The sequence below is a fragment of the Pectobacterium punjabense genome (genome assembly GCF_012427845.1).
GTDB lineage: Bacteria > Pseudomonadota > Gammaproteobacteria > Enterobacterales > Enterobacteriaceae > Pectobacterium > Pectobacterium punjabense.
The window spans coordinates 3,396,275-3,422,488 of record NZ_CP038498.1 but is presented as its reverse complement, the minus strand read 5'-3'; the positions used below and the strand labels follow the sequence as shown (position 1 = coordinate 3,422,488).

Here is a 26,214-nt window from a genome sequence, read left to right as displayed (position 1 = left end):
TGAATAGATAATGAATGTAGGGTTTATGAAGGGATGGCTGGCGAAAAGACCATTTTCCTGTCTGTTGAAGGCGGTGCTGCTGTCGTCGCCGCTTGTTTTGGCTGCGTGCAATAGCTATGTGAACAGCGGCACTGCGCTGCTGGAAATAGAAGGTACACCGCCGAAAGAACAGGTCGCCGATTTCCGTATCGCGCAATGTGAGCATTTGTGGCAGATAGACGATCGTGAATCCATGAACAACGCACTTTATTGGTTGCGGGCGATGGATTGTGCGGGGCGTCTGACCCAGTTTCAGGCTCGTGAAGAAGCTGAGCAGGTCGCGGGGGATAGCTGGGAAAATGCGTTTAAGCAGGGTATTTTACTGGACAATGCCGGTATTACTCAGGCTGAACGACGTCAGGTGCTGGAACAAATCAATTTATATCGTCTGGCTTTCCCTGCGGCGCTGCGCCCGTTGATGCAAACCTGGCGTGACAGACAAACGCTATTTCTGGCGCTATCAGATGAACGCCTGCGCTATAAGCGTTTACAGGAATCCAGTGACAAACAGCTAGACACCCTGCGCGTGCAGCAAAATCACCTGCAATATCAATTAGAAACGACCACGCAGAAACTGGAAAACCTGACGGATATTGAACGTCAACTCTCATCCCGTAAGCAGTTGTCAGGGGAAATGCCGGATAACGATGCCGATCACCGTGGCAATGCGGGGACAAATAGAGAGAGTTCACGCAATTCGGCCACGAAACCCAGAAATGAGCCCGTTGATGCGGATGACACCTATACGCCGCCAATTGGGTCACATACGGACAAATCGACGACGAAGGAATCAACAAGACAATGACAGCCCGAAAAACGGCGAGTTTGTTGCTCGTGGATGATGATCCCAGCCTGCTGAAGCTATTGGGAATGCGCCTGACCAGTGAAGGGTTTAGCGTGATGACGGCGGAGAGCGGCCAGGAGGCGCTGCGGCTGTTAACGCGCGAGACGTTTGACCTGGTGATCAGCGATCTTCGTATGGATGAAATGGATGGCATGGCGTTGTTTTCCGAAATCCAGCGCTATCAGCCGGGGATGCCAGTGATCATCTTAACCGCTCACGGTTCCATTCCCGATGCGGTTGCGGCGACGCAACAGGGCGTATTCAGCTTTCTCACGAAGCCCGTTGACCGCGATGCGCTCTACAAAGCCATCGATGAAGCGATGGCGTTATCCGCACCGGCAGGTGATGAAAGCTGGCGTGAAACTATCGTGACGCGTAGCCCAATAATGTTACGTCTGCTGGAACAGGCCAGAATGGTGGCACAGTCGGACGTTAGCGTGCTGATTAATGGTCAGAGCGGAACCGGGAAAGAGGTGCTGGCTCAGGCAATTCATGCCGCAAGCCCACGCGCCAAGAAAGCATTTATCGCGATTAACTGCGGTGCGTTGCCGGAGCCGCTGCTGGAGTCGGAGCTGTTTGGTCACGCGAAAGGGGCTTTTACCGGTGCAGTTAGCAGCCGTGAAGGGCTTTTTCAGGCGGCAGAAGGCGGTACGCTGTTTTTAGATGAAATCGGCGATATGCCGTTGTCTTTACAGGTTAAGCTGCTGCGTGTTTTGCAGGAGCGAAAAGTTCGCCCGCTGGGGAGCAACCGCGATCTGGACATCGACGTGCGGATTATTTCCGCCACGCACCGTGATTTGCCGAAGGCGATGGAAAAAAACGAATTCCGTGAGGATCTGTATTATCGACTCAACGTGGTGAATATGAAGCTGCCAGCGCTGCATGAACGTGCCGAAGATATCCCGCTGTTGGCAAATCATCTGCTGCGTGAATCCGCCAATCGTCACAAACCTTTTGTGCGCACCTTTTCAACGGATGCGATGAAGCGCTTGATGACGGCAAGCTGGCCGGGTAACGTGCGTCAGTTGGTGAATGTCATCGAACAGTGTGTTGCGTTAACCAGCGCGCCAGTAATCAGCGATGCACTGGTTGAGCAGGCGCTGGAAGGTGAAAATACCGCACTGCCGACGTTTGTTGAAGCGCGCCATCAGTTTGAACTTAACTATTTGCGAAAACTACTACAGATCGCAAAAGGTAACGTGACGCAGGCTGCGCGAATGGCCGGGCGTAATCGAACGGAATTTTATAAACTGTTGGGTCGGCACGAACTGGATGCCAATGATTTTAAAGATTAGCCCTGAGAGCGCAGGTAGGACGCCCGTAATACAGTGTGGTGTGGGTCAGTGCCCAAGTAGCTTGAAGTATGACGGGTATAGATTGTCCGCCTGAGTTCTGACATGCTGTTTATTTGCTGATGCTCGGCTTTGGCCGCAACATAGATAACACAAAGGTTCCTCCATGAAGAAAATTGATGCGATTATTAAGCCGTTCAAACTGGACGATGTGCGTGAAGCGTTAGCTGAAGTGGGCATCACAGGGATGACGGTAACGGAAGTTAAAGGCTTTGGTCGCCAGAAAGGCCACACCGAGCTGTATCGTGGTGCAGAATACATGGTCGATTTTTTGCCGAAAGTAAAAATCGAAATTGTTGTGTCGGATGATATTGTTGATACCTGTGTTGAAACCATCACACAGACCGCGCAGACGGGTAAAATCGGCGACGGTAAAATCTTTGTTTTTGATGTGGCACGCGTTGTTCGTATTCGTACTGGTGAAGAGGACGAGGAAGCGATTTAATCGTTTCGCCTCACCCCGACAATACCGTCTATGCTCTGCATAATTCTCGTTTCATGCAGCTAACGCATATATAGCTTGAAGTATGACGGATATAGAAGCCAGCCTGATGAAGGCTGGCTTCGTTACCTTTATTTCCCTTTAGGTGCAGTAGGAACCCAGCCTGCTAATACCTTATCAGCGGTGTATTCTGCCGCTTCCGCCTCGCTCAACTGACGGCGCTGATCGTTTTTCTCTGCTCCTGAACCGCTGGATTTATACTCGAAAAAGCGTGAGTCCTGCGGATGGAACCAGATTTTTTCGCCTTGTTTATCTTTGCCTGACATTTTGTCCCAGCCATAAATGTGGTCGTCCATGCTGGTGTTCAGGAAAACGGTCTGGCCGATGGCGTTAGGATCGGCATAGCGACCATCCTCAAAGGTGGTCGTTGGGTGCCATGGACGACCCAGACCATAGCTTTTTGCGGGCACATCTTTCTCTTTAATCACCCGACTATTAATAATGACCAAACCATATTTTTGCTTAATGTCCGTGCTGGGAGCAGTGAGGTAGCCAAGTGGTTGATCTTTCACGTCGGTACGATTACGGGCGACGATGTCACAGTCGTCAAACAGCGCAGTGCCGTTGCCAAAGATGAAATCAACGGTGCCGCTGATACGGCATTTTGAGAAGAAGCTGCGCCCACCTTTCACATACAGCGTGTCCTGATAGCCAGTCAGGCTGACATCATGGAACCACGCCCGATCGCTGTTTTCGGCAACCAATAGTGCTACGGCCTGCGAATCTTTTAATTTGGTCGGGTCATCATTGGCTTTGGCCTGATTGGCAGGGTAATCGAAATCGTTGCTGATAGTCAGTGAACGGGCGCTGAAATCAGGTGCATCAACTTTCACCGTGTTGCTGCCATAAGTTCCCCATTTGCTGCCATCGGGTTTGAGCATCCCTGCGGCGGTGGTTGCGGTGATTACGGTGCCGTCACGGCTTTCGCCCTGTAGATGGATGTTGGGGCGCGTAATGGTGAGGCGTTCGTGGTAGACGCCATTTTTCACATAGATAACAAACGGGGAACTGTCTGCCGGGGCGCTGGCGATAGCTTCAGTAATGGTTTTGTAGGCCTTGGCGTCCGTTGCATTGGCGGAAACCAGCGCATTATAGTCGGCTGCCTGTGCTAATGCCCAAGGGGAAGAAATTAACATGGCTAAGGTCAGCGTCTTGCAGAGGTGTGGGGTGTTTATCATGTCCAGAGTCCTGTAATCGGTAGGGGAAAGAAGAAGGTCTATAACGCGCGGCTAAATAACGCCGCGCGTGGTTCTGTCTTATCGTTTTGCCTGACTGATAACTACTTATGCTTGCTGACGGTTTTCTCCGCCAGAGCTGCTAAAGCGGGTTCTTGCCGAATGGCGTTAGCGACAATCTCCGCCACGGCAATAGCGCCTTTTTGCTGGAAATGAGTGGTGTCTGGTTTGCTCAGGCTGCCTGCCTGATCGCGATAGTAAGGATATTTTTTGGGGTCGATCACCAGCCAGTATTGTTTCCAATGGTCGCTGTTGCCCTGATTTGCCAACGCAATGGTGGCGGGCTCAACGTCCAGCAAAATGACCTTGTTATCTTCAGCGGTGTCTTTGATGGTCTGGCTGTAATCGCCGACGAAGGCATAACCGTTGTCCGCATTTTGTTTGGTGAAGTGGCTATGTACGGCAGGTGTGCCGTTTTTCCCTTCAGCCGTTTTCACTCGAGTGGTCGGGGTGAGCAGAACCGGTGTGAGTTTGTGTTGACGAGCAAAAGTGATGTAGCGTTCCAGTGATGTCTGGAATGACATATCGGCTTTCCCCTGCGGTGCCTGTTTTTTCCCTGCGGCATCATTCGGGTAAGTACATAGATTCGCGACATCAGCAGGGCCGCGAACTTCTTTTGCACCGTTGCAATTTTGATCGTTGTGTCCCATTTGTATAAATAGGAAGTCACCTTCCTTCATCAACGGCTGCATCTGGCGGAACCAGCCCTCGTAAAAATAGTCGCGTGAGCTGCGGCCCGCGCGTGTACCATTGACGACTTTCACGCTACTGTTTTTACTGAACTGCTGTTCAAAAACTTGACCCCATCCCATACGTGGGAAGCGCATTTTTTCATAGGTTGCTGCGGTTGAATCGCCAACGAGGAAAATGCGGGTTTGTGCTTTCTGGATGGCATCCAGGCTTTGGCGGGCAGAGCGATAGTCTAACGGTTCATAGTCACCTTTATCATTCAGGCCGACAATCGGGTGAAATGCGCTGTCAGTCAGCACGGTATGGCCGGAGTAACCCGTATTGTTGTGATAATTGCGGTTATGGTTAATGACGTTGACAATTTTGGTAACAGCGGCCTGCTGGCTTGCGGGATAAGTGAGGGGATCGAAGCGCGCGGGGGCGCTGATACCAACCTGTTTTAATGCGCCATTAAAGCCGGCATGAAAATCGGCGTAGGCGGTTTTCCATGCTGCGGCGTCGAGCTTTGGTGATGCTGTGTCGTCGGTTAGCTGCTGTGGGCCGATGTAACCCGCTGCTACCGCGATATCTGAGGTAATACGGTCGGTCAGTGGGTTGATATTGGCGATATTTTCTTTACCGTCATGCAGTGAAGGTGCGACGGCAGACAGGCAGATTGCACGGGAAATATTATTTAGCAGACAGTTATTGCCACCGGATTCAATGGCTAAAACCCGTAGCGGGGGCGTGAGGCCTGAAACATCAAGGTGATATTTCCCTTGCTCATCGGTCTGCGTTTGTCGCTTCTGGCCCTGTTGGTCTCTGATAATGATGGTAGCGGGTAGATGAATATCCCGAGCCGTGACACTACCAGATAATCCCGTCTTTTCACCCAACGTTGAACCTGACAGTAATTTAGCGCTCTCTGGTGCGGCGGTCTGGTGTGCAGCGGTGGGAGTTTTAGCGTGTACGAATGTGAAAGGGGTGGAAAGTATCAACGCTAAAGCCATACTTTCTGAAAAACGTTTTGCCATGGTCAGACATATCCCTTGTTGGTTAATCGAAAACGGTTAATGAACCCAAGTGTTATCAAAGAAAGAACGCTGTTTTTTACCGTTCTTGTCACGGCCTTTAGAGAGAACATCGGGGCTTTTATTGTGCACCCAAGCCGATTCAAGGGCGATGCCTAAACGCAGAACCTTTTGATGAAATAACTATTCATTAAAAATGAAATATTATTTTAATAAGGCCTATTTTTTTGTGACCGACCTCTTTTTTAGCGGAGTACCCGTGTATCGGCACATAAAATTGTGATCAATAAAGTGTTTCAGGGAAGGCGAGGTTTTAATAGACAAAAAAAGGTCGCAAAAGCGACCTTTGGGTTTGAGCCGTTATCAATGAGGGTTAGACAACTTTATGTGGGCCAAAACATTCGTAATGCAGTTGCTCGGCCGGGATGCCGATTGCCAGCAGTTGCTGTGCGACAAACTGCATGAAAACGACAGGGCCACATAGGTAGTAGTGCATGGCGGGCGTGGTTAATTCATCTTGTAGCGAGGATAACTGCATCAGGCCACTGTGATGATAATCTTCGCCTGGACGATCGGTCTGCTGTGGCTCCCGATACCAGATGTGGCGCTGAAACTGCGGTAGTGATGGCCCCGTCTGTTCGATTTCATCAGCAAACGCGTGCGCTGCGCCGTTTTCTGCTGCGTGCAGCCATAATACCTTAGCCTGATGGCCCTGCTGTTTTAGCGTATGCAGCATGCCCAGCATCGGAGTTTGTCCTACACCACCGGAAATCAGAGCAACGGGTGTGGTGGCGGGGATATCAAGGAAGAAGTCGCCGTGTGGAGCTGCCAGATGAATGATGTCGCCTTCACGAGCCGTATCATGCAGGTAGCCGGAAACGGTGCCCTGAGCTTCACGTTTAACCGCAATCCGGTAGGACTTTCCATTAGGAGCATGGGTTAGAGAGTATTGGCGAATTTCCTGATTGGCAAAACTGTCATGCTTGATGTAAACCGCCAGATACTGGCCCGGTTGAAAGTCAGCGATAGGCTGGCCGTCGATGGGTTCCAGTGTAAAGCTGGTGATCACTGAACTTTGCGGCTGCTTGTTCACAATACGGAAAGCGCGTACACCGCTCCAGCCGCCGTTTTTTGCTTCGGTGCTGCGGTAGATATCGTCTTCGCGTTGGATGAAGACGTTCGCCAGTACGCCATAGGCTTTACCCCAGGCATCCAGCACTTCCTGGCCGGGGCTAAACATTTCATCTAGCGTGGCCAATAAATGATTACCCACGATCTGATACTGATCGGCCTGAATATTAAAGCTGGCATGCTTCTGGGCGATGCGCTCAACCGCAGGCAGCAGTGCAGCCAGGTTTTCGATGTTCGTCGCATAAGCACAAATAGCATTGAACAGCGCCTCCCGCTGATCGCCGTTACGTTGGTTGCTCATGTTGAAAATATCTTTGAGCTCCGGGTTATGCGTAAACATACGATCGTAGAAATGTGCGGTCAGTTTCGGACCGGTTTCCGCCAGCAGAGGGATGGTTGATTTAACGATAGCGATAGTGTTGTTATCCAGCATGGTGACTCCTTATTTATTTGCATGACTTATAAGTTGTATTTTATATGCATCTTATTGGGTTTGTCCGTCGCTGTAAATTACCTTTTTGGTGGTAGGGGCTTTTAGCGTGGGTCAGAAGGAATAACATGAAGAAATAGCAGGATGAGAATGAAGAAAAATCCGTTTGTCGTTACACCACGTAGATTTGCTGAAGCCTTGTGCTGCCTGTAGCTAATCGTTTGCGTAAAAACCTCTGTCAAGACCTATCTTCATTAGGGAAAAACGGTTTACACTATACGCCATTCCCCAAAAGGGTAGGCCAATTCCCGAATGGGCCGTCAATTCCCAGTATATTTATGTTAGCTGAGTCAGGAGATCCGGATGTTAAAGCGTGAAATGAACATTGCCGATTATGATGCCGACCTGTGGCAAGCAATGGAGCAAGAAGTGGTGCGTCAGGAAGAGCACATTGAACTGATTGCGTCAGAAAACTACACCAGCCCACGCGTTATGCAGGCTCAAGGGTCTCAGCTGACGAACAAGTATGCTGAAGGTTATCCAGGCAAACGTTACTACGGCGGCTGTGAGTATGTGGACATCGTTGAGCAATTGGCGATCGATCGTGCTAAAGCGCTGTTCGGTGCTGATTATGCCAACGTGCAGCCGCACTCCGGTTCTCAGGCTAACTTTGCTGTTTATACAGCGCTGTTGCAACCAGGCGACACCATTCTGGGTATGAACCTGGCGCACGGTGGTCACCTGACGCACGGTTCTCCGGTTAACCTGTCTGGTAAATTGTATAAAGTCATTCCTTACGGCATCGACGAAAGCGGTAAAATCGACTACGACGAAATGGCTGAGCTGGCGCGTACGCACAAGCCAAAAATGATCGTCGGCGGTTTCTCTGCATACTCTGGCGTGGTTGACTGGGCGAAGATGCGCGAAATCGCTGACAGCATCGGTGCTTACCTGTTTGTTGATATGGCGCACGTTGCTGGTCTGATTGCCGCGGATGTTTACCCTAACCCGGTTCCTCATGCTCACATCGTGACCACTACCACGCACAAAACGCTGGCTGGCCCACGCGGTGGCCTGATTCTGGCGAAAGGCGGCGACGAAGAGCTGTACAAAAAACTGAACTCTGCGGTATTCCCTGGCGGTCAGGGCGGCCCGTTGATGCACGTTATCGCGGGTAAAGCGGTTGCGCTGAAAGAAGCGATGGAGCCTGAGTTCAAAGTTTACCAGCAGCAGGTGGCGAAGAATGCCAAAGCAATGGTAGAGGTCTTCCTGTCACGTGGCTTCAACGTGGTTTCCGGCGCGACCAGCAACCACTTATTCCTGCTGGATCTGGTCAGCAAAAACCTGACCGGTAAAGAAGCAGATGCTGCGCTGGGTCGTGCGAATATCACCGTGAACAAAAACAGTGTGCCTAACGATCCGAAGAGTCCGTTCGTGACTTCTGGTATCCGTATTGGTACACCAGCGGCAACGCGTCGTGGCTTTAAAGAAGCGGAAGTGCGTGAACTGGCTGGCTGGATCTGTGATGTGTTGGACAACATCAATGACGAAGCAACCATTGAACGCGTGAAACAGAAAGTTCTGGAGATCTGCGCCCGCTTCCCGGTTTACGCATAATTCGGCATTTTTCTCAGACATCACTGTCGGAAAACGTCTCAAACGCCAGCCTCTGTGCTGGCGTTTTTTATGGCGTACCATCCCTGGCCGCCACCCTGCGGGCCGTCGCAAGCGACGTTGAAAAACGTTCCCCACGTTTTTTTATGGCGTACCATCCCTGGCCGCCACCCTGCGGGCCATCGCAAGCGACGTTGAAAAACGTTCCCCACGTTTTTTTATGGCGTGCCATCCTTGGTCGCCGCAAGCGACGTTAAAAATTTCTCCTGGACATTTTTTATACCTGTCGATCGGCCGATATTCCTGTTCACGTGTAATAACGAATAACGCGTTGCACCGTCGCATGCACTCTGACACAGTAACCAGCAAAAAAAGTCACTGGTAAAAAGAATCGCCAGCAAAAAGTGTTGGTTCATTTTTAGCGGAAAATTATACACGTTGTGTTTGTGACAGTTTGTAGGGTGGTGAGCGGGAGTGTTCGTCATCGAAAGGGAGATATCATGGTTTTGCAATCGACGCGCTGGCTGGCGCTGAGCTATTTCACATACTTTTTTTGTTATGGTGTTTTCCTGCCGTTTTGGGGGGGGTGGTTAAAAGGTGAGGGGCTGTCCGCAGAGTCGATAGGTATGCTGTTGGGGGCGGGGCTGGTGGCGCGCTTCGTCGGTAGTCTGGTCATTACGCCCAGCGTGAAAGATCCGTCCAAATTAATTACGGTATTGCGTGGGCTGGCACTGCTGTCATTGGCATTGGTCGTCGGTTTCTGGCTGGGTAATGCCTGGCTGTGGCTAATGATAGTGATGATCGGGTTTAACCTGTTTTTTGCGCCGCTGGTGCCGCTGACTGATGCGTTGGCTGCCACGTGGCAAAAGCAGGTAGTGATGGATTATGGCAAAGTTCGCGTGTGGGGATCGATTGCCTTTGTTATCGCCTCTGCTGTGACGGGGGAACTGGTGGCTATTTGGGGGCATCCTGCCATTTTGGCGATCCTAAGTACGGGCCTTGTCGCTATGCTGCTTGGCATGCTGTTCCGGCCGAGTGTGATGCCACAGGCCACCGCGTCTACGGCACAATCTGCCAGCGTTACGCCATGGAAAAAATTACTGAGTGAACCGGCGGTATGGCGTTTCCTACTTTGCGTATCGCTGTTGCAGGGAGCGCACGCGGCTTACTACGGTTTCAGCGTGATTTATTGGCAGGATTCAGGCTATTCCGCCTCGATTATTGGTTATCTCTGGTCGCTGGGTGTTGTCGCGGAGATCGTCATTTTTACCTTTAGCCAGCGCCTGTTCCGACGCTGGAGTGCCAGACAACTGCTGCTGCTTTCCGCGGTATGCGGTGTGGTGCGCTGGGGTTTGATGGGGTCGACGGTGGCTCTGCCGTGGCTGATTGTGATACAGATATTGCACTGTGGTACGTTTACCGTCTGCCATTTGGCCGCTATGCGCTTTATTGCGGCACGCAGCGGAGGTGACGTATTGCGGTTGCAGGCGGTATATTCCGCGTTGGCGATGGGGGGAAGTATTGCGGTGATGACCATGGTGTCCGGCTTCCTGTTTGATCATTTGCAGGGCGGTACGTTTTGGGTGATGGCGCTGTTGGCTGTTCCGGCTCTGTTTATCCGACCGTCTGTGAGTCATCACACTGTCGCAAAAACCTAAGAGAGTGGCGTACACATTGTGATAAAAATAATGTTACATTATAACGCTTTGAAACGAGGGGGCGGTCGGATACCGTTGCTCATGACAGGTTTGGCGCTCTGCCAACCCGTTTTCGCTCACCCACACAGTTTTATTGATATGCAAACGACAGTTGAAAGCCAGAACGACAACATCACCGGTTTACGTATGCAGTGGACGATGGACCCTATCACGTCTGCCGACTTGCTGTATGACGCAGGACAGGCGAAAAAGGATTCCGAAGTCTGGAAAAAACTGGCGGCGGAAGTTATGGCGAATGTGTGGGGACAGCACTATTTCACCGACATTTATCGTGATAATCAGCCCGTAAAATACGCTCGGCTGCCAACTGAATATAATCTCTCCCGTAAAGGCAACCAGGCGGTGTTGGAATTTGTACTCCCGCTGTCACACCCGCAGCCACTGGCCGGAAAACCTTTGTTGATTTCTACTTACGACCCGACCTACTTTGTCGATATGTCCTATCAGAATGATAAGGCCGTTAAGCTGGCACCCGAGCTGGCATCTCGCTGTAAAACTACGCTTTTCACGCCAAAGCCTAACGCTGAACTGCAATCCTATGCGTTATCACTGGATAAAAATGATGCACCGGATGAAGACATGGATTTGGGGAAACAGTTTGCACAGCGGGTGACGTTGCAATGTCAGTAAACTTTGGCTTGCTGTCGCGTCAACGTTCGTTGTTGAGCCAGCTGCGCGATCTGTGGCCGCTGTGGCTGTTTTTAGCGCTGCTTGCTGCGGCGCTACATTACATCGTGGGATATTGGCCGCAAATCGTGCTGCAAAGTGCGATTTGGCAGAAATCGCTGCACCAGCAGATGTCACATCTGTTGCAGATGGTGGAACAGCAGCCTCATCAGGCTGGGCTGAGCCTGATGATGTTCAGTCTGGTCTATGGCGTGCTCCATGCGGTCGGGCCAGGGCATGGCAAAGTCGTTATCATGACCTATTTAGCGACACATCCGTCGAAGCTGAAAAGCAGCCTGAAGTTAACATTTGCTGCCTCACTGGTTCAGGGACTGATGGCGATAGCGCTGGTGACTGTAGTACTCGGGATCTTGCAACTGTCGAGCCGGACGCTGCATAGCAGTAGTTTCTGGATGGAGAAAGGGAGTTTCGTCCTGGTGGCGGGGTTAGGGCTATTGCTCTGTTTTCGTGCGTTGAAACAGCTCTATATCACGTTAGCGCGGCAGCCCAAACCGGCGACAATTTTGCGCATGACGCCACTTAACAAGCCAACGCATGGACGTCTGACGCTGCGCCCAATGCCTGCACCGTCTCATTCTCTTCATCAGCACGATGCCGATTGTGGCTGTGGGCATCGCCATCTCCCTAGTAATGAGGAGCTTGGGCGTGATAGCAGCTGGCGTACGCGCCTGATGATTGTACTGGCAATGGGGATGCGCCCGTGCTCAGGCGCTATTCTGGTGCTGCTTTTCTCTAAAGTGATCGGCGTCTATCTGTGGGGCGTAGTTTCTGCGCTGGTGATGGCTGCCGGAACGGCGATTACGATCTCGGCGTTGGCTGTGCTGGTTTTTTACTGCCGTCGTGTTGTTGAGCGTTTAGGGGCAAATCGTGCATCGCCCGTATGGCAGCGAGCGACGTTTTCTCTTCTGGCTTTTGCTGGCGGGCTGATTTTGGTTGGTTCCGGTATCCTGCTTTACCTCAGCGCACAGCCCGCGATGATGGGCGGTATTCGGCCATTCTCCGGCTGATTTCACTTTTTATTAACTTCTCGTTAGAAACCCATTGCCTCCGATAATCACGGCAGGATATCATTTCATTAATGATAACTATTATCATTTATAACCATAATCGCAGAAGGGAATAATAATGAAGAAATGGCTGTTCTCAGTCGTTGTGCTCTTGGGGCTGAGCGCTAGCGTTGCTGCTAGCGCTAACCCGATTGTTATTGAAGACGTTAGTGGCAGGAAGGTAGAAATTAAATCCGAAGTGAAGCGGATTATTTTAGGGGAAGGTCGACAGATTTATCTGCTGGCTGCCTTTGATACCGAAGCACCGTTCCAACGTGTGGTTGGCTGGCGTGACGATCTGCCAAAAGCGGATTACGACGGCTATATGGCTTATGAAAAGAAATACCCGGAAATTAAAAAGCTACCGACCTTCGGCGGAGCGAAGGATGGCACTTTCAACGTTGAGCAGGCATTGACGCTAAAACCGGATTTGGTGTTGATGAATTTGGAGTCAAAAGCGGCGACGGATGAAGGTAAATTGATTGAAAAACTCAGTTCGCTGGGTATCCCGGTGGTGTTTATCGATTTCCGTGAGAAGCCGTTTGAGAATGCGGAGAAAAGCATTCATATCATGGGGCAACTGGTGGGCAAACCCCAGCGTGCGGAAGAGATTATTAAATTTCGTCGTGAGCAAATTGAAATCGTCACCGATCGGTTGAAAAACTATCAAGGCTCACGTCCAAAAGTGATGATCGACCGTGCGGGTGGTTATGACGAAGAGTGCTGCATGTCATTCGGTGATGAAAACTTTGGTCGCATGGTTGACGTTGCCGGCGGTGACAACATTGCCAAGAACATCATTCCCGGCACGTTTGGTACGTTGAATCCTGAGCAGATTATCAGCTCTCGCCCGGATGTCGTGGTGGTAACAGGCGCAAACTGGAAAAACTACAACACGGCGAACGGCTGGGTTGGCGTCGGACCAGGAGCCGATCAGAAGGAAGCGCTGCAACGTTTGCAAAAATTGATGGAACGCTCAGCATTTAAAACGTTGCCGGTAGCAACTGATGGCAACGCTCATGCGATCTGGCATCAGTTCTATGACAGCCCGTATCAGTTTGTGGCGATTCAAGTATTAGCGAAATGGATGCACCCTGAACTATTTAAAGACCTCGATCCTGATGCAACATTCCGTACCTTCCATGAGAAGTTCCTGCCGCTGCCGTATCAGCCGGGCTACTGGGTTACGCTGCCAGCGAAGAAATAGCGCTACCAGATAGTAAACCAGAGATAAAAAAGCACTGAACCTTATTGGTCAGTGCTTTTTTTTTTGTGCCTCTTTCTTTGCGTGCCGTTACAGATGAACGGACGTTTTTGACGATCAATTGTCGTTGGTTGATAGTTTTAATCTATCCATTTGATTTTATTAATTTGTTTTAACGATCGGGAACGCAAGGTCATTGTGGGTTTGCCGATAACTGAGCGTGGTAAAAGCATGCCTGATCTGCACTCAGTGACATGTAAGAACGGGATGTTGCCGATGTGACATCCCCGAATCAGGAAAATATGCAGTATAAAAATTTAAAATGGAGCGGTTTATGAATATCACGCAACGCCTGCTGTTGACGTTTTCGTTAATGTCGCTAGCACTTATCTCATTGGTTATCGTCACTTTATCACTATTATCAGGGTTCCAGTCTCGTTTTGAATACGTTCAGGACAATGCAATTCCGAGCATTAAAGATTTAAATAGTCTGGTAGATAAAAGTAATTCGCTGGTGCTTTTTTTGTATCGTCATCAGACCACGGATGACGATCGTAAGCTGCCTGCGATCGAGCAGGACATCACTAAAACCATCGAAGAGTTGAAGGCGCTCAATGAGTATTACCTGAAAAATGACGTCTCGAGCGAAGAAGATCTTCAACTGACAAACAAGGCTATCGATCTCATCGGAAAATTGCAGGCTTCACTGCCTGCCTTTTTGAATGCATCACGTGCAAATCAAAATGACACTGCGCTTGGCCTTCTCCAGGGCATGGGAGGGCCAGGTGAGGCCGTACGTAATTTGATCGCCAACTATCGCAAACAGTTTGATCTTAATATCAAGATTGGCGATGACCTGCGTCAGGTGAATCAACAGATCTATGAACAAACGTGGTTTGGTTTGCTGTCCGGCACGTTGTTGATCGTGTTGCTGATCGGCTTTTTCGCGGTGCGAACCATCCTGGGCATTAGAAAAAGTTTGAATAACATGAGTCAGACGATGGAAAGCGTTAGTACCCATCTCGACCTGACGATTCAAGCGGACGATCGGCGCAAGGATGAAGTGGGAAATACCGCCCGTGCCTTTAACAGTCTGATGCAGCGGGTATCCTCAGCGCTGGCTTCGGTGAGTGCATCATCGCAGTCGGTGAGCAGCGCGGCGACGCAGATTGCGGCGGGGAATGAAGATCTGTCATCCCGCACGGAAGAACAGGCTGCTTCGCTGGAACAAACTGCTGCCAGTATGACGGAAATCAGCGAAACGGTACGCCAGAATGCGGAGAACACGCAGCAGGCCAGCCTATTGGCGGGCAATGCTAGCCGGATTTCTATCAATAGTGCCGATTCAGTCAGTACGATGCTGAGTACGATGGAACATATTCGTACTAGCTCAGGCAAGATTACCGACATCATTGCGCTTATCGAAGGTATTGCGTTTCAGACCAACATCCTTGCCCTGAATGCGGCGGTAGAAGCCGCGCGTGCGGGTGAACAAGGTCGCGGTTTTGCGGTGGTAGCAGGAGAAGTGCGCACGCTAGCACAGCGTTCGTCTACGGCAGCCCGTGAGATCAAAGATTTGATTGATGCCTCAAACTCACTGGTATCGGCAGGGGTTGAACAAGCCAGTGATGTGGGGAAAAACATGGCGGCAATGAAGGATGCGATCCAGCAGGTAACGGATTTGGTGAACGAAATCGCTGCGGCGACGGAAGAGCAAAGTCAGGGGATCAGTCAGGTGCATCAGGCCGTTAACCAGATGGATGATGTGACCCAGCAAAACGCCTCATTGGTCGAAGAAGCGTCCGCTGCCTCGCAGTCGTTGCAGGAGCAGGCAAGCACGTTGAGCCAACTGGTGGGGCAATTTATTGTGGGGCAAATTACGCCATCGGCGTTGACCCCTGCTCTTGCCTCTGTACCGTCTGGCCTATCGGTACCTCGTCTCGCCCCCGCGAAGAAAAAAAACGCTGCTGCTCAGGATGAAGGAGATTGGCAGCGTTTCTGATCTATTAAGCCGCGTGTTGTGCTGTGAGGCTGTACGCGGCCATAGAATCCTATGCCGGATGGCGAAAGGATAAAGGGAGATGACAGTATGAAATCGACCGAGCACAGCGCTGAAAATTTGGGAGATTATGCGTCACTGTTGACGGAATTCGAGCATATGACTGTGCTACTGACTCAATTGATGAAAAGCGATTACCGTACGCTTGATTTGTATCTCAATAATTGCAGCCATCTGATCCTGCGATTTACGGCTATTTATAAATTGATCGATAAACCGGAGTTTGAGAGTTATTTAAAGCATCATGATGCGGCGCTGTACTACAACGTAAACAGCGTTGGGTTGGCATTACGTTTGTTTGAGAACATGCTGACGAACATGCGCGATATGTTGGGAAGTGAGCGTTTACACTAGCAGTATTATGCCTCCGGGGCATTCGCTTACCGGAGGTTATTCGAATGGCTCATCATTTAGATGGTCGGTTCGCTGACCAGTCCGTCGATAATCACCTGCGGTACACCCTGCGAACAGCGCTCAATACGTCCGCGTACGCCATAGACCGCTGACAGGCTTTCGGGGCTAATCACTTCCGCAGGCGCACCATCAGCAATCAGGTTGCCATTTTGTAGCATCAACACGTGATCGCCATGACGCAGCGCGATATTGATGTCATGCACCACCACGACAGTAATGATGTTGCGCTTCCGCGTCTCCTTGCGTACCAAATCCATTACGTGGAATTGATAATTCAGATCCAACGCGCTGAGCGGTTCGTCGAGCAAGAGCAGTGAGGGTTGACGGATCAGCGATTGTGCTAACCCAACCAGCTGCTTCTGACCGCCGGAGAGCTGATCGAGGTAGCTTAACGCCAGATGCTCAATGCCCAACTGACGCAGCAGGGTCATGACTTCATCCTGCTTTTCGGCGCTATGCATGCCGCCGGAAGCACGCTGTGCGACGATAATCGATTCCAGTACGTGCAGGTGAACGCCTGCGGGCAAGGACTGCGGCAGATAAACGACCTTTTCCGCCCGCTGAGCGAATGGCAAGGTCATCAGGTTGGTGTCATCCAACCACAGTTCGCCTTCTGAAGGGTTCAGGCCTGCCATGGCACGCAGCAGGGTGGATTTGCCGCTGCCGTTGGGGCCGAGCAGCACGGTAATTTTCCCGCGTGGCAGTTGTGGTACTGACAGATCGCGAATCACCTGACGTTTGGGGTAACCCGCACGAAAATGGGAAAGTCGTAATCCAGATGGGTTTTGCTGACTCATACGTTCCCTCTGTGGCGCAAAATAATACTCAGGAAGAAAGGTACGCCAACCAGTGAGGTGACGATGCCGACCGGAATAATGACGCCGGGAATCAGGTTTTTCGAGGCGACAGAGGCCATCGACAGTACCAGTGCGCCAGTTAACGCACTGGCAGGCAGATAGAAGCGGTGGTCTTCACCAAAAATCATTCGTGCGATATGTGGAGCCACTAGGCCGATAAAGCCGATAGGGCCAACGAATGCGACCGAAATAGCGGATAAAATACTGATGCGCAGCAGCGTCGCCAGACGCAGGCGGCGCACGTTAATGCCGAAGCTGACGGCACGATCCTCACCCAGTCGCAGTGCGGTGAGTTTCCATGAGCTCATCAGCGAAATGGGCATAACAACGACAAGTACCAGCAGCAGGATGCCCAATTTTTCCCACGATGCACGAGCCAGACTGCCCATCGTCCAGAACACCAACCCTTGCAGCGTGTCTTCGTTAGCGATGAACTGGAGCATGGAAACCAGTGCATTGAAGGTAAACACCAATGCGATACCGAACAGCACGACGCCTGATGTGGCGACCTGCGTCCAGCGCGTGATGCCATCAAGCAGCAATGCTGCCAACAGCGCAAAGATAAAGGCATTTGCAGAAATAAACCACTGAGCCGGGATGCCAGGGATACCGATACCGAGCACGATCGCCAACGCGGCGCCGAATGCGGCGGCGGAAGAAACGCCGAGCGTAAACGGACTGGCCAACGGGTTATTCAGGATGGTTTGCATCTCTGCGCCAGCCAGGCCGAGCGCCAGGCCGACAATAATCGCCATCAGTGCGTAAGGCAGACGAATATCCCAGACAATCACGCGCGTACCTGCATCAGCGCTGGCCGGATCGGTCAGCGTGTTCCAGAGCACATCAAGCGTTAGCCCCGAAGGCCCCATCGTGAAATCCAGCAACAACGAGCCGATGATGATCAACAGCAGTATCGCCATAACACCCACGCGGCGTCGGATGATGGCGCGATAGTTGTCCATAACGGTGTTGGCATCCGCGGCAGTATTGCGGATACCCGGTTCAGTGGTTGTACTCATTAAAAATTACTCACCTTGTTTCCAGGCAAAGATAAAGTCACTGTCGGGCAGCGAGGTAAAATTCTGAATGATATGGTGATACGTGTCATCAGGATTCAGGCTGGTAAGCGCCTGAGGATAAATATCTTTTGCCAGATATTCCATACCGACAATGTTGTAGGGATGGTTGTAAAAATGGTGGTAAACGCCATAGACATGTTTCGCCTGAACCGCTGGAATTTGGCTAATACCGGTGCGGCTTAGTAGCACATTAGCCTGATTGCGAACGTCTTCTACGCTAGCGCCATAGCCTAACGGCAGTACCTGACTATTGCCACGTTTAGAACCCGTCATAATGTAGACATCAGGTTTCATGCTGATGATTTTTTCCAGCGAGACAAAACCCGTTGCGCCCGGCAGCAAATCTGAACCGATGTTTTTCGCGCCGACGGCTTCAACTAAGCCTCCCCAGCCGCTGTTGCTGTGTGTGAAACAGCAAGAATCTGAGTTACCGGCAATCGGCTCAACAAAGACGCTGGGTTTCGGGGTTATCGCGGCGGTTTTCTGCTGAATGGCATCGAAGTGCTGACGATAGAAATCGGTATACGCTTTGGCATTGGCTTCGCGGTTTAGCACTTTCCCCAATAGATCGATGCTGGGGGCGGTATCTTTTGCCGGATTCACTTCATAATCGACAAACAGGACGGGAATATTCAGCGCGCTGAGCTTGTCGATCACGCCGCTTTCCTTCAGTGCCGCTTTGGCACGCAGTTGGGCAATCATCAGATCCGGCTGTTTTGACAGTACGCTTTCTAGATCGACGTTACCTTTGTCACTGAAGCCCATATCCAGAATGCCGACGGACTGAGGCCATTTTCCTTTCAGCATGTCCCAGGTTGCGGTGTCCTGTTTTTTTGCCAGATTGTTCCAGGCAACCAGACGCTGAAAGGGATTATCGCGGTCAAGCAGAGCCATCGCCATAATATCACGCCCGTCTTGCAGAATGATGCGCTGCGGCTCTTGTTGAATGGTGACACTTCTGCCATCAAAGTCGGTAACGGTAAGAGGATATTGGGTGGCATAGCTGAAAAGTGGAGCGGAGAGTAATGCGGTCAGAAAGAGCGATCTTACTGATTTTCTTAACATGGTGGCGATCCTAATTCACAATTTATCAGAGAAATGAGTTTGATAATTATTATCGTATAAGGATAAACAATGCGTATACAGGATTCATATGTAAAGAAAAATAACAACTCCGACCCAATTTCATTTTTATGTGGGTGAGCCGGAGTTGGTTGAGATTAGCGTTTCAGCGCGTCACTCAGTTCTTCACGAATGGTGCCCAGAATCGCTTTAACCACTCGCGGATTACCTGCAACCAGATTGCCAGACGTCATATAGTTATGAGCACCAACGAAGTCTGTCACGATCCCGCCAGCTTCGCGCACTAGCAGTTCACCACCCGCAAAATCCCACGGCTTCAGGCCGATTTCAAAGAAACCGTCAACGCGACCCGCGGCTACATAGGCGAGATCCAGTGCAGCAGAACCCGTGCGACGGAAATCCGCACACTGGGTGAACAGCGCGCCGATGACATTGATATAACTTTTGCTGTGTTGTTTTAATTTGAAAGGAAAGCCGGTTGCCAGCACGGTACCGTCCAGATCGCGGGCAGTGCTGCTGCGCAGACGATAGCCGTTCAACTGCGCACCCTGACCACGGGTAGCACTAAACAGTTCATTACGCATAGGATCATAAACAACGGCAACTTCAGTACGGCCTTTAATGCGAACCGCGATAGAAACGGCGAAGTGAGGTAAACGTTTGATGAAGTTGGTGGTGCCATCCAGAGGATCGATAACCCATTGTACTGCCGGATCTTCACCTGCCAGCTCGCCACATTCTTCACCAATAATGGTGTGCTGTGGGTAAGACTTGCGGATGACTTCAATGATCAGACGTTCTGCATCACGATCGACGTTAGTCACAAAATCGTTGCTGCCTTTTTGGCTAGCTTCGACGGCGTCTGGCGTTTCATAGTTTTTGGCAATCAAATTACCGGCTTTACGCGCAGCGCGTATAGCGATGTTGAGCATCGGATGCATGGTATCGGTCCACTGGAATGTTAAAGAACGGAAAGCGGCGCAGAGTATAGCAGTGGAAAAGTAAAATAGCTAAGTTTGTGTTAAGGTATGGCACTTTCCTTTTCACACGACTTCTTCTTCCTTTTCGCACAACAGAGTACATATGTTAGACAATATTCGCATTGTTCTGGTTGAAACGTCGCACACTGGCAATATGGGGTCGGTGGCCAGGGCGATGAAAACCATGGGATTAAGCAAACTTTATTTGGTCAATCCGCTGGTTAAGCCTGATTCGCAGGCGATTGCGCTGGCGGCTGGTGCCAGTGATGTCATTGGTAACGCTACGATTGTTGATTCGCTCGATCAGGCGCTTGAAGGGTGTAGTCTGGTCGTTGGCACCAGCGCACGTTCTCGTACCTTGCCTTGGCCGATGCTGGACCCGCGCGAGTGTGGCGTTCGCAGCGCGCAGGAAGCGGAGCACGCACCGGTAGCATTGGTGTTTGGGCGTGAGCGTGTCGGGCTAACGAATGATGAACTGCAAAAATGCCATTACCACGTGGCGATTCCCGCAAACCCGGAATACAGCTCGTTGAATCTGGCGATGGCGGTGCAGATTATTGCTTATGAAGTGCGTATCGCGCATTTGGATCGGTTACAGGCCGGTAAGCCGGAACACGAAGAGTCACCGTATCCGCTGGTCGACGATCTGGAGCGCTTTTATCAGCATCTTGAAGAGACATTGCTGCAAACCGGATTTATCCGACCAGCACATCAAGGGCAGGTGATGAACAAGCTGCGTCGCCTGTTTACCCGCGCCAGGCCTGAAGCGCAGGAACTTAACATCTTGCGTGGGATACTGAGTTCGGTACAAAAAAACCACGACGAATAATACTTGAGTATTTTACTCGGTTAAATAGTTGACTAAAACACTCGGGAATGTCAGACTCGCGATATGTTCTGCCAATACATGTTTTCATAATACATGTTTTACCTACAGGTACCACTATCATGAGACTGACATCCAAAGGCCGTTACGCCGTTACCGCCATGCTCGATGTGGCTCTGCACTCCCAGGAAGGCCCAGTTCCCTTAGCGGATATTTCTGAGCGCCAAGGCATTTCACTGTCTTATCTGGAGCAGTTGTTTTCACGCCTGCGTAAAAATGGGTTGGTTGCCAGCGTTCGTGGCCCGGGCGGTGGTTATCTGCTGGGTAAAAACGCGAATGAAATCGCCGTTGGTATGGTTATTTCTGCGGTCGATGAGTCCGTTGATGCAACGCGCTGTCAGGGTCGCGAAGGCTGCCAGGGTGGCGATCGTTGCCTGACGCACACGCTGTGGCGCGATCTGAGCGACCGTATTACCGACTTCCTGAATAACATCACGCTGGATGAGCTGGTGAATAATAAGGAAGTGCTGAACGTTGCCGATCGTCAGGATGCTGACATTCGCCGCACCGCCAATGGACGTATTCAGGAAACGATCAACGTTAACCTGCGCGCCTGATACACCTTCAATGTGACGAGCATCTTTACTCGTCACGTTTTGCCTTTCTGATAGCTGCATAATCCTGACCACATTGCCCAATGTGGTGTTGGCGTTAGTCCGACTGTCACGGCGTGTTCTGACGATAGATTGTGCCAACGATAACATCGTCAGATTTTTTGCATTGGCCCGAGAGGTTGCGGGTATAAACAGCCTGTCAATAAAACAAAACGCATTGTACGTTTTGAAGTGATGTACGGAGTTTATGAGCAATGAAGTTACCTATCTATCTCGATTATTCAGCTACCACGCCGGTTGACCCGCGCGTCGCTGAGAAAATGATGCAGTGTTTGACGTTGGACGGTACGTTCGGTAACCCGGCTTCCCGTTCCCACCGTTTTGGCTGGCAGGCGGAAGAGGCGGTTGATATCGCCCGTAACCAAATTGCTGAGCTGGTTGGTGCCGACCCGCGTGAGATCGTCTTCACGTCAGGCGCGACCGAAGCCGATAACCTCGCGATTAAAGGTGCTGCCAACTTCTATCAGAAGAAGGGCAAGCACATCATCACCAGCAAGACCGAGCACAAAGCCGTGCTGGATACCTGTCGTCAGCTTGAACGCGAAGGCTTCGAGGTGACTTATCTGGCCCCGCAGCGTAATGGCATTATCGATCTGGCTGAACTCGAAGCCGCAATGCGTGAGGACACCATTCTGGTTTCTATCATGCACGTCAATAATGAAATTGGCGTTGTGCAGGATATCGAAACGATCGGCGAGATGTGCCGTAGCCGCGGTATCGTGTTCCACGTCGATGCCACACAGAGCGTAGGCAAACTGCCTATCGATCTGAACCAGTTAAAAGTGGATCTGATGTCTTTCTCCGGCCATAAAATCTATGGGCCGAAAGGGATCGGAGCCCTGTATGTTCGTCGTAAACCCCGTATTCGTCTCGAAGCGCAGATGCACGGCGGCGGCCATGAGCGCGGCATGCGTTCTGGCACCTTGCCTGTGCACCAGATTGTCGGCATGGGTGAAGCCTACCGCATTGCGAAAGAAGAGATGACCGCAGAAATGGATCGCCTGCGTGCGCTGCGCGACCGTCTGTGGAACGGTATTAATGATATTGAAGAAGTCTACCTGAATGGTGATATCGAGCAGGGTGTGTCCACGATCCTGAACGTCAGCTTCAACTATGTTGAAGGTGAATCGCTGATTATGGCGCTCAAGGATCTGGCGGTATCGTCCGGTTCTGCCTGTACGTCGGCCAGTCTGGAGCCCTCCTACGTGTTACGTGCGCTGGGCATGAATGATGAGCTGGCACATAGCTCGATCCGTTTCTCGCTGGGACGTTTTACCACCGAAGAAGAGATCGACTACACCATCGAGCTGGTACGTAAATCCATCGGTCGTCTGCGCGATCTTTCTCCGCTGTGGGAAATGTTCAAACAGGGCGTGGATATCAGCAGCATCGAGTGGGCGCATCATTAATTCACCAGTTTGGGGACGACTATCATGGCTTACAGCGAAAAAGTAATTGATCACTATGAAAATCCACGCAACGTGGGTTCATTTGACAACGCCGATCCTTCTATCGGCAGCGGCATGGTCGGCGCGCCAGCGTGCGGCGATGTGATGAAGTTGCAGATAAAAGTCAACAATGAGGGTATCATCGAAGATGCCCGCTTCAAGACATATGGTTGTGGTTCTGCCATTGCCTCCAGCTCGCTGGTCACAGAGTGGGTAAAAGGCAAATCGCTGAATGAAGCTGAAGCGATTAAGAACACGCAGATTGCCGAAGAGCTTGAGCTACCGCCAGTGAAGATTCACTGCTCCATCCTGGCGGAAGACGCTATCAAGGCAGCGATTGCGGATTACAAAAGTAAACGCGACGCGCAGTAATCTCTGCGGCTGAGCTCGTCGGGGCACCGTGTCTCTCGGTGCCTGTTCCTGTCGAGCTGGCGAACGATCGAGGTAACAGTATGTCGATTTCTCTGAGCGAAAGTGCGGCACAACGCGTAAGTGCTTTCATCGTAAACCGGGGCAAAGGCCTTGGGCTGCGTCTTGGCGTACGGACATCCGGCTGTTCTGGGATGGCGTATGTGTTGGAATTTGTGGATGACTTGAACGACGGTGACACGGTCTTTGAAGACAAAGGCGTGAAGGTCATCGTGGACGGTAAAAGCCTAGTCTATCTTGACGGAACTGAATTGGATTTCGTTAAGGAAGGGTTGAACGAAGGCTTTAAGTTCAATAATCCTAACATTACCGGCGAATGTGGTTGCGGCGAAAGTTTCAACGTCTGACCCCTCTTGGGTAGTTGAGTGTGCTATCAATGGATGGCAAGCGCGACTACCCAGCACTCCCAGAGTACCACTATGGATTACTTTACGTTATTCGGGCTGCCGATTCGCTATGACGTGGATGGCGGCCTGCTTGCATCCCGTTTTCAGGACTTGCAGCGTCAGTTTCATCCTGACCGCTATGCTACCAGCCCAGAACGCGAGCGCATGCTGGCGGTGCAACAGGCGGCGACGATTAATAACGCCTATCAGGCGCTCAAGCATCCGCTGAAACGTGCGGAGTACATGCTGTCGCTGCACGGTTTTGATGTGAACAACGAACAGCACACGATGAAGGACACAGCATTCCTGATGGAACAGCTGGAACTGCGCGAAGAATTGGACGCGATCTCACAGCGAGCTGATGCAGATGAGGTGCTGACGGCCTTTGCCGAGCGGTTACAGGCTGCTATCGCTATACGTCATTCTCATATGCGTGATGCACTCGATAATGAGACGTGGGCAGACGCCGCAGACACCGTGCGCAAGCTACGCTTTTTAGACAAGCTCCAGCAACAGGTTGAAGAACTCGAAGAACAATTGCTGGACAGATAACTGGTTAATCCGGCGGGAAATTCGGTGGTAATGACCATTCAGTTTTTCGCCAGCCAATTGATGGAAGCTCAATATGGCCTTATTACAAATTAGTGAGCCTGGCCTCAGTGCCGCACCGCACCAGCGGCGTCTGGCTGTCGGTATTGACTTAGGCACCACCCATTCGCTCGTTGCCACCGTGCGCAGCGGCGAAGCTCAAACGCTGACGGATAGCGACGGGCGCGATCTGCTGCCGTCAGTCGTTCACTACCATTGCGATGGTCACAGTGTGGGCTGGCAAGCACGCGACAATGCTGCTCACGATCTGGAAAATACGATTCGTTCAGTAAAGCGTCTGATGGGACGTTCTCTGGCCGATATTCAGCAGCGCTATCCGCATTTACCGTATCGCTTTCATGCCAGCGATAACGGCCTGCCGCTGATTCAGACCTCGGCTGGCAATCTCAATCCTGTACAAGTCTCGGCGGATATTTTGTCCGCGCTGGCTGCGCGTGCAGAAGCGGCGTTAGGCGGCGTGCCTGATGGCGTGGTGATTACCGTTCCTGCCTATTTCGATGACGCACAGCGTCAGGGCACCAAAGACGCGGCGCGCCTTGCCGGGCTGCACGTCTTGCGCTTGCTCAATGAACCGACAGCGGCCGCGATTGCCTACGGGCTGGATTCCGGTAAAGAGGGCGTGATCGCCATTTACGATCTGGGCGGTGGTACCTTTGATATTTCCATTCTGCGCCTGAGCCGCGGCGTTTTTGAGGTGCTGGCAACGGGCGGTGATTCTGCGCTGGGCGGTGATGATTTCGATCATCTGCTGGCGGAGTGGCTGCGTGAGCAGGCGGGCATTCACGATCGTGACGATCTTCAGTTAGATCATGCTTTTCGCCACGCGGCGGTGAAGGCTAAAGTTGCACTCAGCAGCGCTGATGCGATAGGTGTGGATGTCGCAGGTTGGCAGGGGACGATCACCCGTGAACAGCTTGATGCACTGATTGCTCCGTTGGTGAAGCGCACATTACTGTCCTGCCGCCGTACGCTGAAAGACGCGGGGCTGACGGCAGAAGACGTGCTGGAAGTGGTAATGGTCGGCGGATCGACGCGTGTTCCGCTGGTGCGTGAGCAAGTGGGAACGTTTTTTGGTCGTACACCGCTGACGTCGATCGATCCAGACAAGGTCGTGGCGATCGGTGCGGCAATCCAGGCGGATATTCTGGTGGGCAACAAGCCAGACAGTGAAATGCTGCTGCTGGATGTGATCCCTTTGTCGCTGGGTCTTGAAACGATGGGCGGGCTGGTGGAAAAAATCATTCCACGCAATACCACGATCCCCGTTGCCCGTGCTCAAGAATTCACGACGTTTAAAGATGGTCAGAGCGGCATGATGATCCACGTTTTGCAGGGTGAGCGTGAAATGGTGGCGGATTGCCGTTCGCTGGCGCGTTTTTCGCTGCGCGGTCTGCCGCCGCTGCCTGCCGGTGGGGCTCACATCCGCGTGACTTTTCAGGTTGATGCAGATGGCCTGCTGAGCGTGACGGCGATGGAGAAATCGACGGGTGTCGAGGCATCCATTCAGGTTAAGCCGTCGTACGGTTTGAGCGACACGGAAATTGCCACGATGATCACCGATTCGATGCTGAACGCGAAGGAAGACGTCGGCGCGCGTCGTTTGGCAGAGCAAAAAGTGGAGGCGGCTCGCGTGCTGGAAAGTTTACAAACTGCGCTGGCGGCCGATGCGGAATTATTGAGCAATGACGAAAAAGGCGTCATTGCTGCGGCATCCGAACATCTGCATACGATGATGCAGGGCAGCGATCCCGTGGCAATTGAAGCCGCGATTAAAACAGTTGATCAACAAACCCAGGAATTCGCCGCCCGCCGCATGGATGCCTCTATCCGTCGCGCGCTGGCAGGTCATTCTGTGGATGAGGTGTAAC

The 26,214-nt window shown here is 51.6% G+C and carries 24 protein-coding genes; 17 read left to right on the top strand and 7 right to left on the bottom strand.

Translation table 11 applies throughout. From position 1 onward, the window contains the following. Positions 1–10 precede the first annotated feature (10 nt). The 3 genes from qseG (at position 11) to glnB (ending at position 2,680) form a co-directional block, all read left to right on the top strand. On the top strand, positions 11–844 hold the full coding sequence (qseG, locus tag E2566_RS15570) for a two-component system QseEF-associated lipoprotein QseG (protein ID WP_107170430.1): 834 nt from the start codon (positions 11–13) through the stop codon (positions 842–844). Further along, positions 841–2,178, top strand: a complete 1,338-nt coding sequence (gene glrR / locus E2566_RS15565) for a two-component system response regulator GlrR (RefSeq protein WP_107170431.1) — start codon at positions 841–843, stop codon at positions 2,176–2,178. The genes qseG and glrR overlap by 4 nt, the downstream gene beginning before the upstream one ends. A 163-nt stretch (positions 2,179–2,341) precedes the next feature. Next, a complete protein-coding gene (gene glnB, locus E2566_RS15560; RefSeq protein WP_005970202.1) occupies positions 2,342–2,680 on the top strand; it encodes a nitrogen regulatory protein P-II in 339 nt (112 codons plus the stop codon). 128 nt (positions 2,681–2,808) lie between these two features. On the opposite strand, the gene pemA is transcribed toward glnB, so the two are convergent. The 3 genes from pemA to hmpA all read right to left on the bottom strand — a co-directional run bounded on the left by pemA (position 2,809) and on the right by hmpA (position 7,236). Further along, complete coding sequence (gene pemA, locus E2566_RS15555; protein ID WP_107170432.1) at positions 2,809–3,915, bottom strand: pectinesterase PemA; 1,107 nt, start codon at positions 3,913–3,915, stop codon at positions 2,809–2,811. Between the two features lie 101 nt (positions 3,916–4,016). Then, positions 4,017–5,675: a pectin acetylesterase PaeY gene (gene paeY / locus E2566_RS15550; RefSeq protein ID WP_107170433.1), complete on the bottom strand. Its 1,659-nt coding sequence runs from the start codon at positions 5,673–5,675 to the stop codon at positions 4,017–4,019. 370 nt (positions 5,676–6,045) lie between these two features. Next, on the bottom strand, positions 6,046–7,236 hold the full coding sequence (gene hmpA / locus E2566_RS15545) for an NO-inducible flavohemoprotein (protein ID WP_107170434.1): 1,191 nt from the start codon (positions 7,234–7,236) through the stop codon (positions 6,046–6,048). Positions 7,237–7,596: 360 nt separating this feature from the next. Here hmpA and glyA point away from each other — a divergent pair, with 360 nt between their 5' ends. The 7 genes from glyA (at position 7,597) to E2566_RS15510 (ending at position 15,915) form a co-directional block, all read left to right on the top strand. Further along, complete coding sequence (glyA, locus tag E2566_RS15540) at positions 7,597–8,850, top strand: serine hydroxymethyltransferase (RefSeq protein ID WP_107170435.1); 1,254 nt, start codon at positions 7,597–7,599, stop codon at positions 8,848–8,850. A 497-nt stretch (positions 8,851–9,347) separates the two neighbouring features. Next, positions 9,348–10,505, top strand: coding sequence for a 3-phenylpropionate MFS transporter (locus tag E2566_RS15535; RefSeq protein ID WP_107170436.1), 1,158 nt, complete (start codon positions 9,348–9,350; stop codon positions 10,503–10,505). A 30-nt stretch (positions 10,506–10,535) separates the two neighbouring features. Then, on the top strand, positions 10,536–11,195 hold the full coding sequence (locus tag E2566_RS15530) for a DUF1007 family protein (protein WP_107170437.1): 660 nt from the start codon (positions 10,536–10,538) through the stop codon (positions 11,193–11,195). Further along, complete coding sequence (locus tag E2566_RS15525; RefSeq protein ID WP_107170438.1) at positions 11,186–12,259, top strand: nickel/cobalt transporter; 1,074 nt, start codon at positions 11,186–11,188, stop codon at positions 12,257–12,259. The genes E2566_RS15530 and E2566_RS15525 overlap by 10 nt, the downstream gene beginning before the upstream one ends. A gap of 118 nt (positions 12,260–12,377) precedes the next feature. Next, positions 12,378–13,505, top strand: a complete 1,128-nt coding sequence (locus E2566_RS15520) for an ABC transporter substrate-binding protein (protein ID WP_107170439.1) — start codon at positions 12,378–12,380, stop codon at positions 13,503–13,505. Positions 13,506–13,836: 331 nt separating this feature from the next. Further along, positions 13,837–15,504 carry a methyl-accepting chemotaxis protein gene (locus E2566_RS15515; RefSeq protein WP_107170440.1) on the top strand — a complete coding sequence of 556 codons (1,668 nt, stop codon included), beginning with the start codon at positions 13,837–13,839 and terminating at the stop codon, positions 15,502–15,504. 87 nt (positions 15,505–15,591) lie between these two features. After that, positions 15,592–15,915, top strand: a complete 324-nt coding sequence (locus E2566_RS15510; RefSeq protein ID WP_107170441.1) for a hypothetical protein — start codon at positions 15,592–15,594, stop codon at positions 15,913–15,915. Positions 15,916–15,971: 56 nt separating this feature from the next. Here the strand turns inward: E2566_RS15510 and E2566_RS15505 are convergent, their stop codons facing one another. From E2566_RS15505 to suhB, 4 genes are all read right to left on the bottom strand, one after another. Beyond that, positions 15,972–16,772, bottom strand: coding sequence for an ABC transporter ATP-binding protein (locus E2566_RS15505; RefSeq protein WP_107170442.1), 801 nt, complete (start codon positions 16,770–16,772; stop codon positions 15,972–15,974). After that, entirely contained in the window at positions 16,769–17,851 is a 1,083-nt protein-coding gene (locus E2566_RS15500) for a FecCD family ABC transporter permease (RefSeq protein ID WP_107170443.1), read from the bottom strand. Before E2566_RS15500 ends, E2566_RS15505 begins: the two co-directional genes overlap by 4 nt. A gap of 6 nt (positions 17,852–17,857) precedes the next feature. After that, positions 17,858–18,976: an ABC transporter substrate-binding protein gene (locus E2566_RS15495; protein WP_107170444.1), complete on the bottom strand. Its 1,119-nt coding sequence runs from the start codon at positions 18,974–18,976 to the stop codon at positions 17,858–17,860. Positions 18,977–19,131: 155 nt separating this feature from the next. Next, positions 19,132–19,935 (bottom strand): inositol-1-monophosphatase, encoded by an 804-nt coding sequence (suhB, locus tag E2566_RS15490; RefSeq protein WP_107170445.1) that lies wholly within the window; start codon positions 19,933–19,935, stop codon positions 19,132–19,134. A 142-nt stretch (positions 19,936–20,077) separates the two neighbouring features. Here suhB and trmJ point away from each other — a divergent pair, with 142 nt between their 5' ends. The 7 genes from trmJ to hscA all read left to right on the top strand — a co-directional run bounded on the left by trmJ (position 20,078) and on the right by hscA (position 26,213). Continuing rightward, positions 20,078–20,803 carry a tRNA (cytosine(32)/uridine(32)-2'-O)-methyltransferase TrmJ gene (gene trmJ, locus E2566_RS15485; protein ID WP_107170446.1) on the top strand — a complete coding sequence of 242 codons (726 nt, stop codon included), beginning with the start codon at positions 20,078–20,080 and terminating at the stop codon, positions 20,801–20,803. 119 nt (positions 20,804–20,922) lie between these two features. Further along, positions 20,923–21,417 carry a Fe-S cluster assembly transcriptional regulator IscR gene (iscR, locus tag E2566_RS15480; protein ID WP_107170447.1) on the top strand — a complete coding sequence of 165 codons (495 nt, stop codon included), beginning with the start codon at positions 20,923–20,925 and terminating at the stop codon, positions 21,415–21,417. 251 nt (positions 21,418–21,668) lie between these two features. Next, complete coding sequence (locus E2566_RS15475; protein WP_107170448.1) at positions 21,669–22,883, top strand: IscS subfamily cysteine desulfurase; 1,215 nt, start codon at positions 21,669–21,671, stop codon at positions 22,881–22,883. A 24-nt stretch (positions 22,884–22,907) separates the two neighbouring features. After that, a complete protein-coding gene (gene iscU / locus E2566_RS15470; protein ID WP_005970177.1) occupies positions 22,908–23,294 on the top strand; it encodes a Fe-S cluster assembly scaffold IscU in 387 nt (128 codons plus the stop codon). 80 nt (positions 23,295–23,374) lie between these two features. Then, entirely contained in the window at positions 23,375–23,698 is a 324-nt protein-coding gene (gene iscA, locus E2566_RS15465) for an iron-sulfur cluster assembly protein IscA (protein WP_107170449.1), read from the top strand. A 72-nt stretch (positions 23,699–23,770) separates the two neighbouring features. After that, on the top strand, positions 23,771–24,289 hold the full coding sequence (gene hscB, locus E2566_RS15460; protein WP_107170450.1) for a co-chaperone HscB: 519 nt from the start codon (positions 23,771–23,773) through the stop codon (positions 24,287–24,289). 73 nt (positions 24,290–24,362) lie between these two features. Beyond that, on the top strand, positions 24,363–26,213 hold the full coding sequence (gene hscA, locus E2566_RS15455; RefSeq protein ID WP_107170451.1) for a Fe-S protein assembly chaperone HscA: 1,851 nt from the start codon (positions 24,363–24,365) through the stop codon (positions 26,211–26,213). The last annotated feature ends 1 nt before the right edge of the window (position 26,214 follow it).

What these genes read in the sequence shown, in the direction of transcription:
- qseG (WP_107170430.1), top strand. Translation starts at nt 11, where the DNA reads ATGAATGTAGGGTTTATGAAGGGATGGCTGGCGAAAAGACCATTTTCC.
- glrR (WP_107170431.1), top strand. Translation starts at nt 841, where the DNA reads ATGACAGCCCGAAAAACGGCGAGTTTGTTGCTCGTGGATGATGATCCC.
- glnB (WP_005970202.1), top strand. Translation starts at nt 2,342, where the DNA reads ATGAAGAAAATTGATGCGATTATTAAGCCGTTCAAACTGGACGATGTG.
- pemA (WP_107170432.1), bottom strand. Translation starts at nt 3,915, where the DNA reads ATGATAAACACCCCACACCTCTGCAAGACGCTGACCTTAGCCATGTTA.
- paeY (WP_107170433.1), bottom strand. Translation starts at nt 5,675, where the DNA reads ATGGCAAAACGTTTTTCAGAAAGTATGGCTTTAGCGTTGATACTTTCC.
- hmpA (WP_107170434.1), bottom strand. Translation starts at nt 7,236, where the DNA reads ATGCTGGATAACAACACTATCGCTATCGTTAAATCAACCATCCCTCTG.
- glyA (WP_107170435.1), top strand. Translation starts at nt 7,597, where the DNA reads ATGTTAAAGCGTGAAATGAACATTGCCGATTATGATGCCGACCTGTGG.
- E2566_RS15535 (WP_107170436.1), top strand. Translation starts at nt 9,348, where the DNA reads ATGGTTTTGCAATCGACGCGCTGGCTGGCGCTGAGCTATTTCACATAC.
- E2566_RS15530 (WP_107170437.1), top strand. Translation starts at nt 10,536, where the DNA reads ATGTTACATTATAACGCTTTGAAACGAGGGGGCGGTCGGATACCGTTG.
- E2566_RS15525 (WP_107170438.1), top strand. Translation starts at nt 11,186, where the DNA reads ATGTCAGTAAACTTTGGCTTGCTGTCGCGTCAACGTTCGTTGTTGAGC.
- E2566_RS15520 (WP_107170439.1), top strand. Translation starts at nt 12,378, where the DNA reads ATGAAGAAATGGCTGTTCTCAGTCGTTGTGCTCTTGGGGCTGAGCGCT.
- E2566_RS15515 (WP_107170440.1), top strand. Translation starts at nt 13,837, where the DNA reads ATGAATATCACGCAACGCCTGCTGTTGACGTTTTCGTTAATGTCGCTA.
- E2566_RS15510 (WP_107170441.1), top strand. Translation starts at nt 15,592, where the DNA reads ATGAAATCGACCGAGCACAGCGCTGAAAATTTGGGAGATTATGCGTCA.
- E2566_RS15505 (WP_107170442.1), bottom strand. Translation starts at nt 16,772, where the DNA reads ATGAGTCAGCAAAACCCATCTGGATTACGACTTTCCCATTTTCGTGCG.
- E2566_RS15500 (WP_107170443.1), bottom strand. Translation starts at nt 17,851, where the DNA reads ATGAGTACAACCACTGAACCGGGTATCCGCAATACTGCCGCGGATGCC.
- E2566_RS15495 (WP_107170444.1), bottom strand. Translation starts at nt 18,976, where the DNA reads ATGTTAAGAAAATCAGTAAGATCGCTCTTTCTGACCGCATTACTCTCC.
- suhB (WP_107170445.1), bottom strand. Translation starts at nt 19,935, where the DNA reads ATGCATCCGATGCTCAACATCGCTATACGCGCTGCGCGTAAAGCCGGT.
- trmJ (WP_107170446.1), top strand. Translation starts at nt 20,078, where the DNA reads ATGTTAGACAATATTCGCATTGTTCTGGTTGAAACGTCGCACACTGGC.
- iscR (WP_107170447.1), top strand. Translation starts at nt 20,923, where the DNA reads ATGAGACTGACATCCAAAGGCCGTTACGCCGTTACCGCCATGCTCGAT.
- E2566_RS15475 (WP_107170448.1), top strand. Translation starts at nt 21,669, where the DNA reads ATGAAGTTACCTATCTATCTCGATTATTCAGCTACCACGCCGGTTGAC.
- iscU (WP_005970177.1), top strand. Translation starts at nt 22,908, where the DNA reads ATGGCTTACAGCGAAAAAGTAATTGATCACTATGAAAATCCACGCAAC.
- iscA (WP_107170449.1), top strand. Translation starts at nt 23,375, where the DNA reads ATGTCGATTTCTCTGAGCGAAAGTGCGGCACAACGCGTAAGTGCTTTC.
- hscB (WP_107170450.1), top strand. Translation starts at nt 23,771, where the DNA reads ATGGATTACTTTACGTTATTCGGGCTGCCGATTCGCTATGACGTGGAT.
- hscA (WP_107170451.1), top strand. Translation starts at nt 24,363, where the DNA reads ATGGCCTTATTACAAATTAGTGAGCCTGGCCTCAGTGCCGCACCGCAC.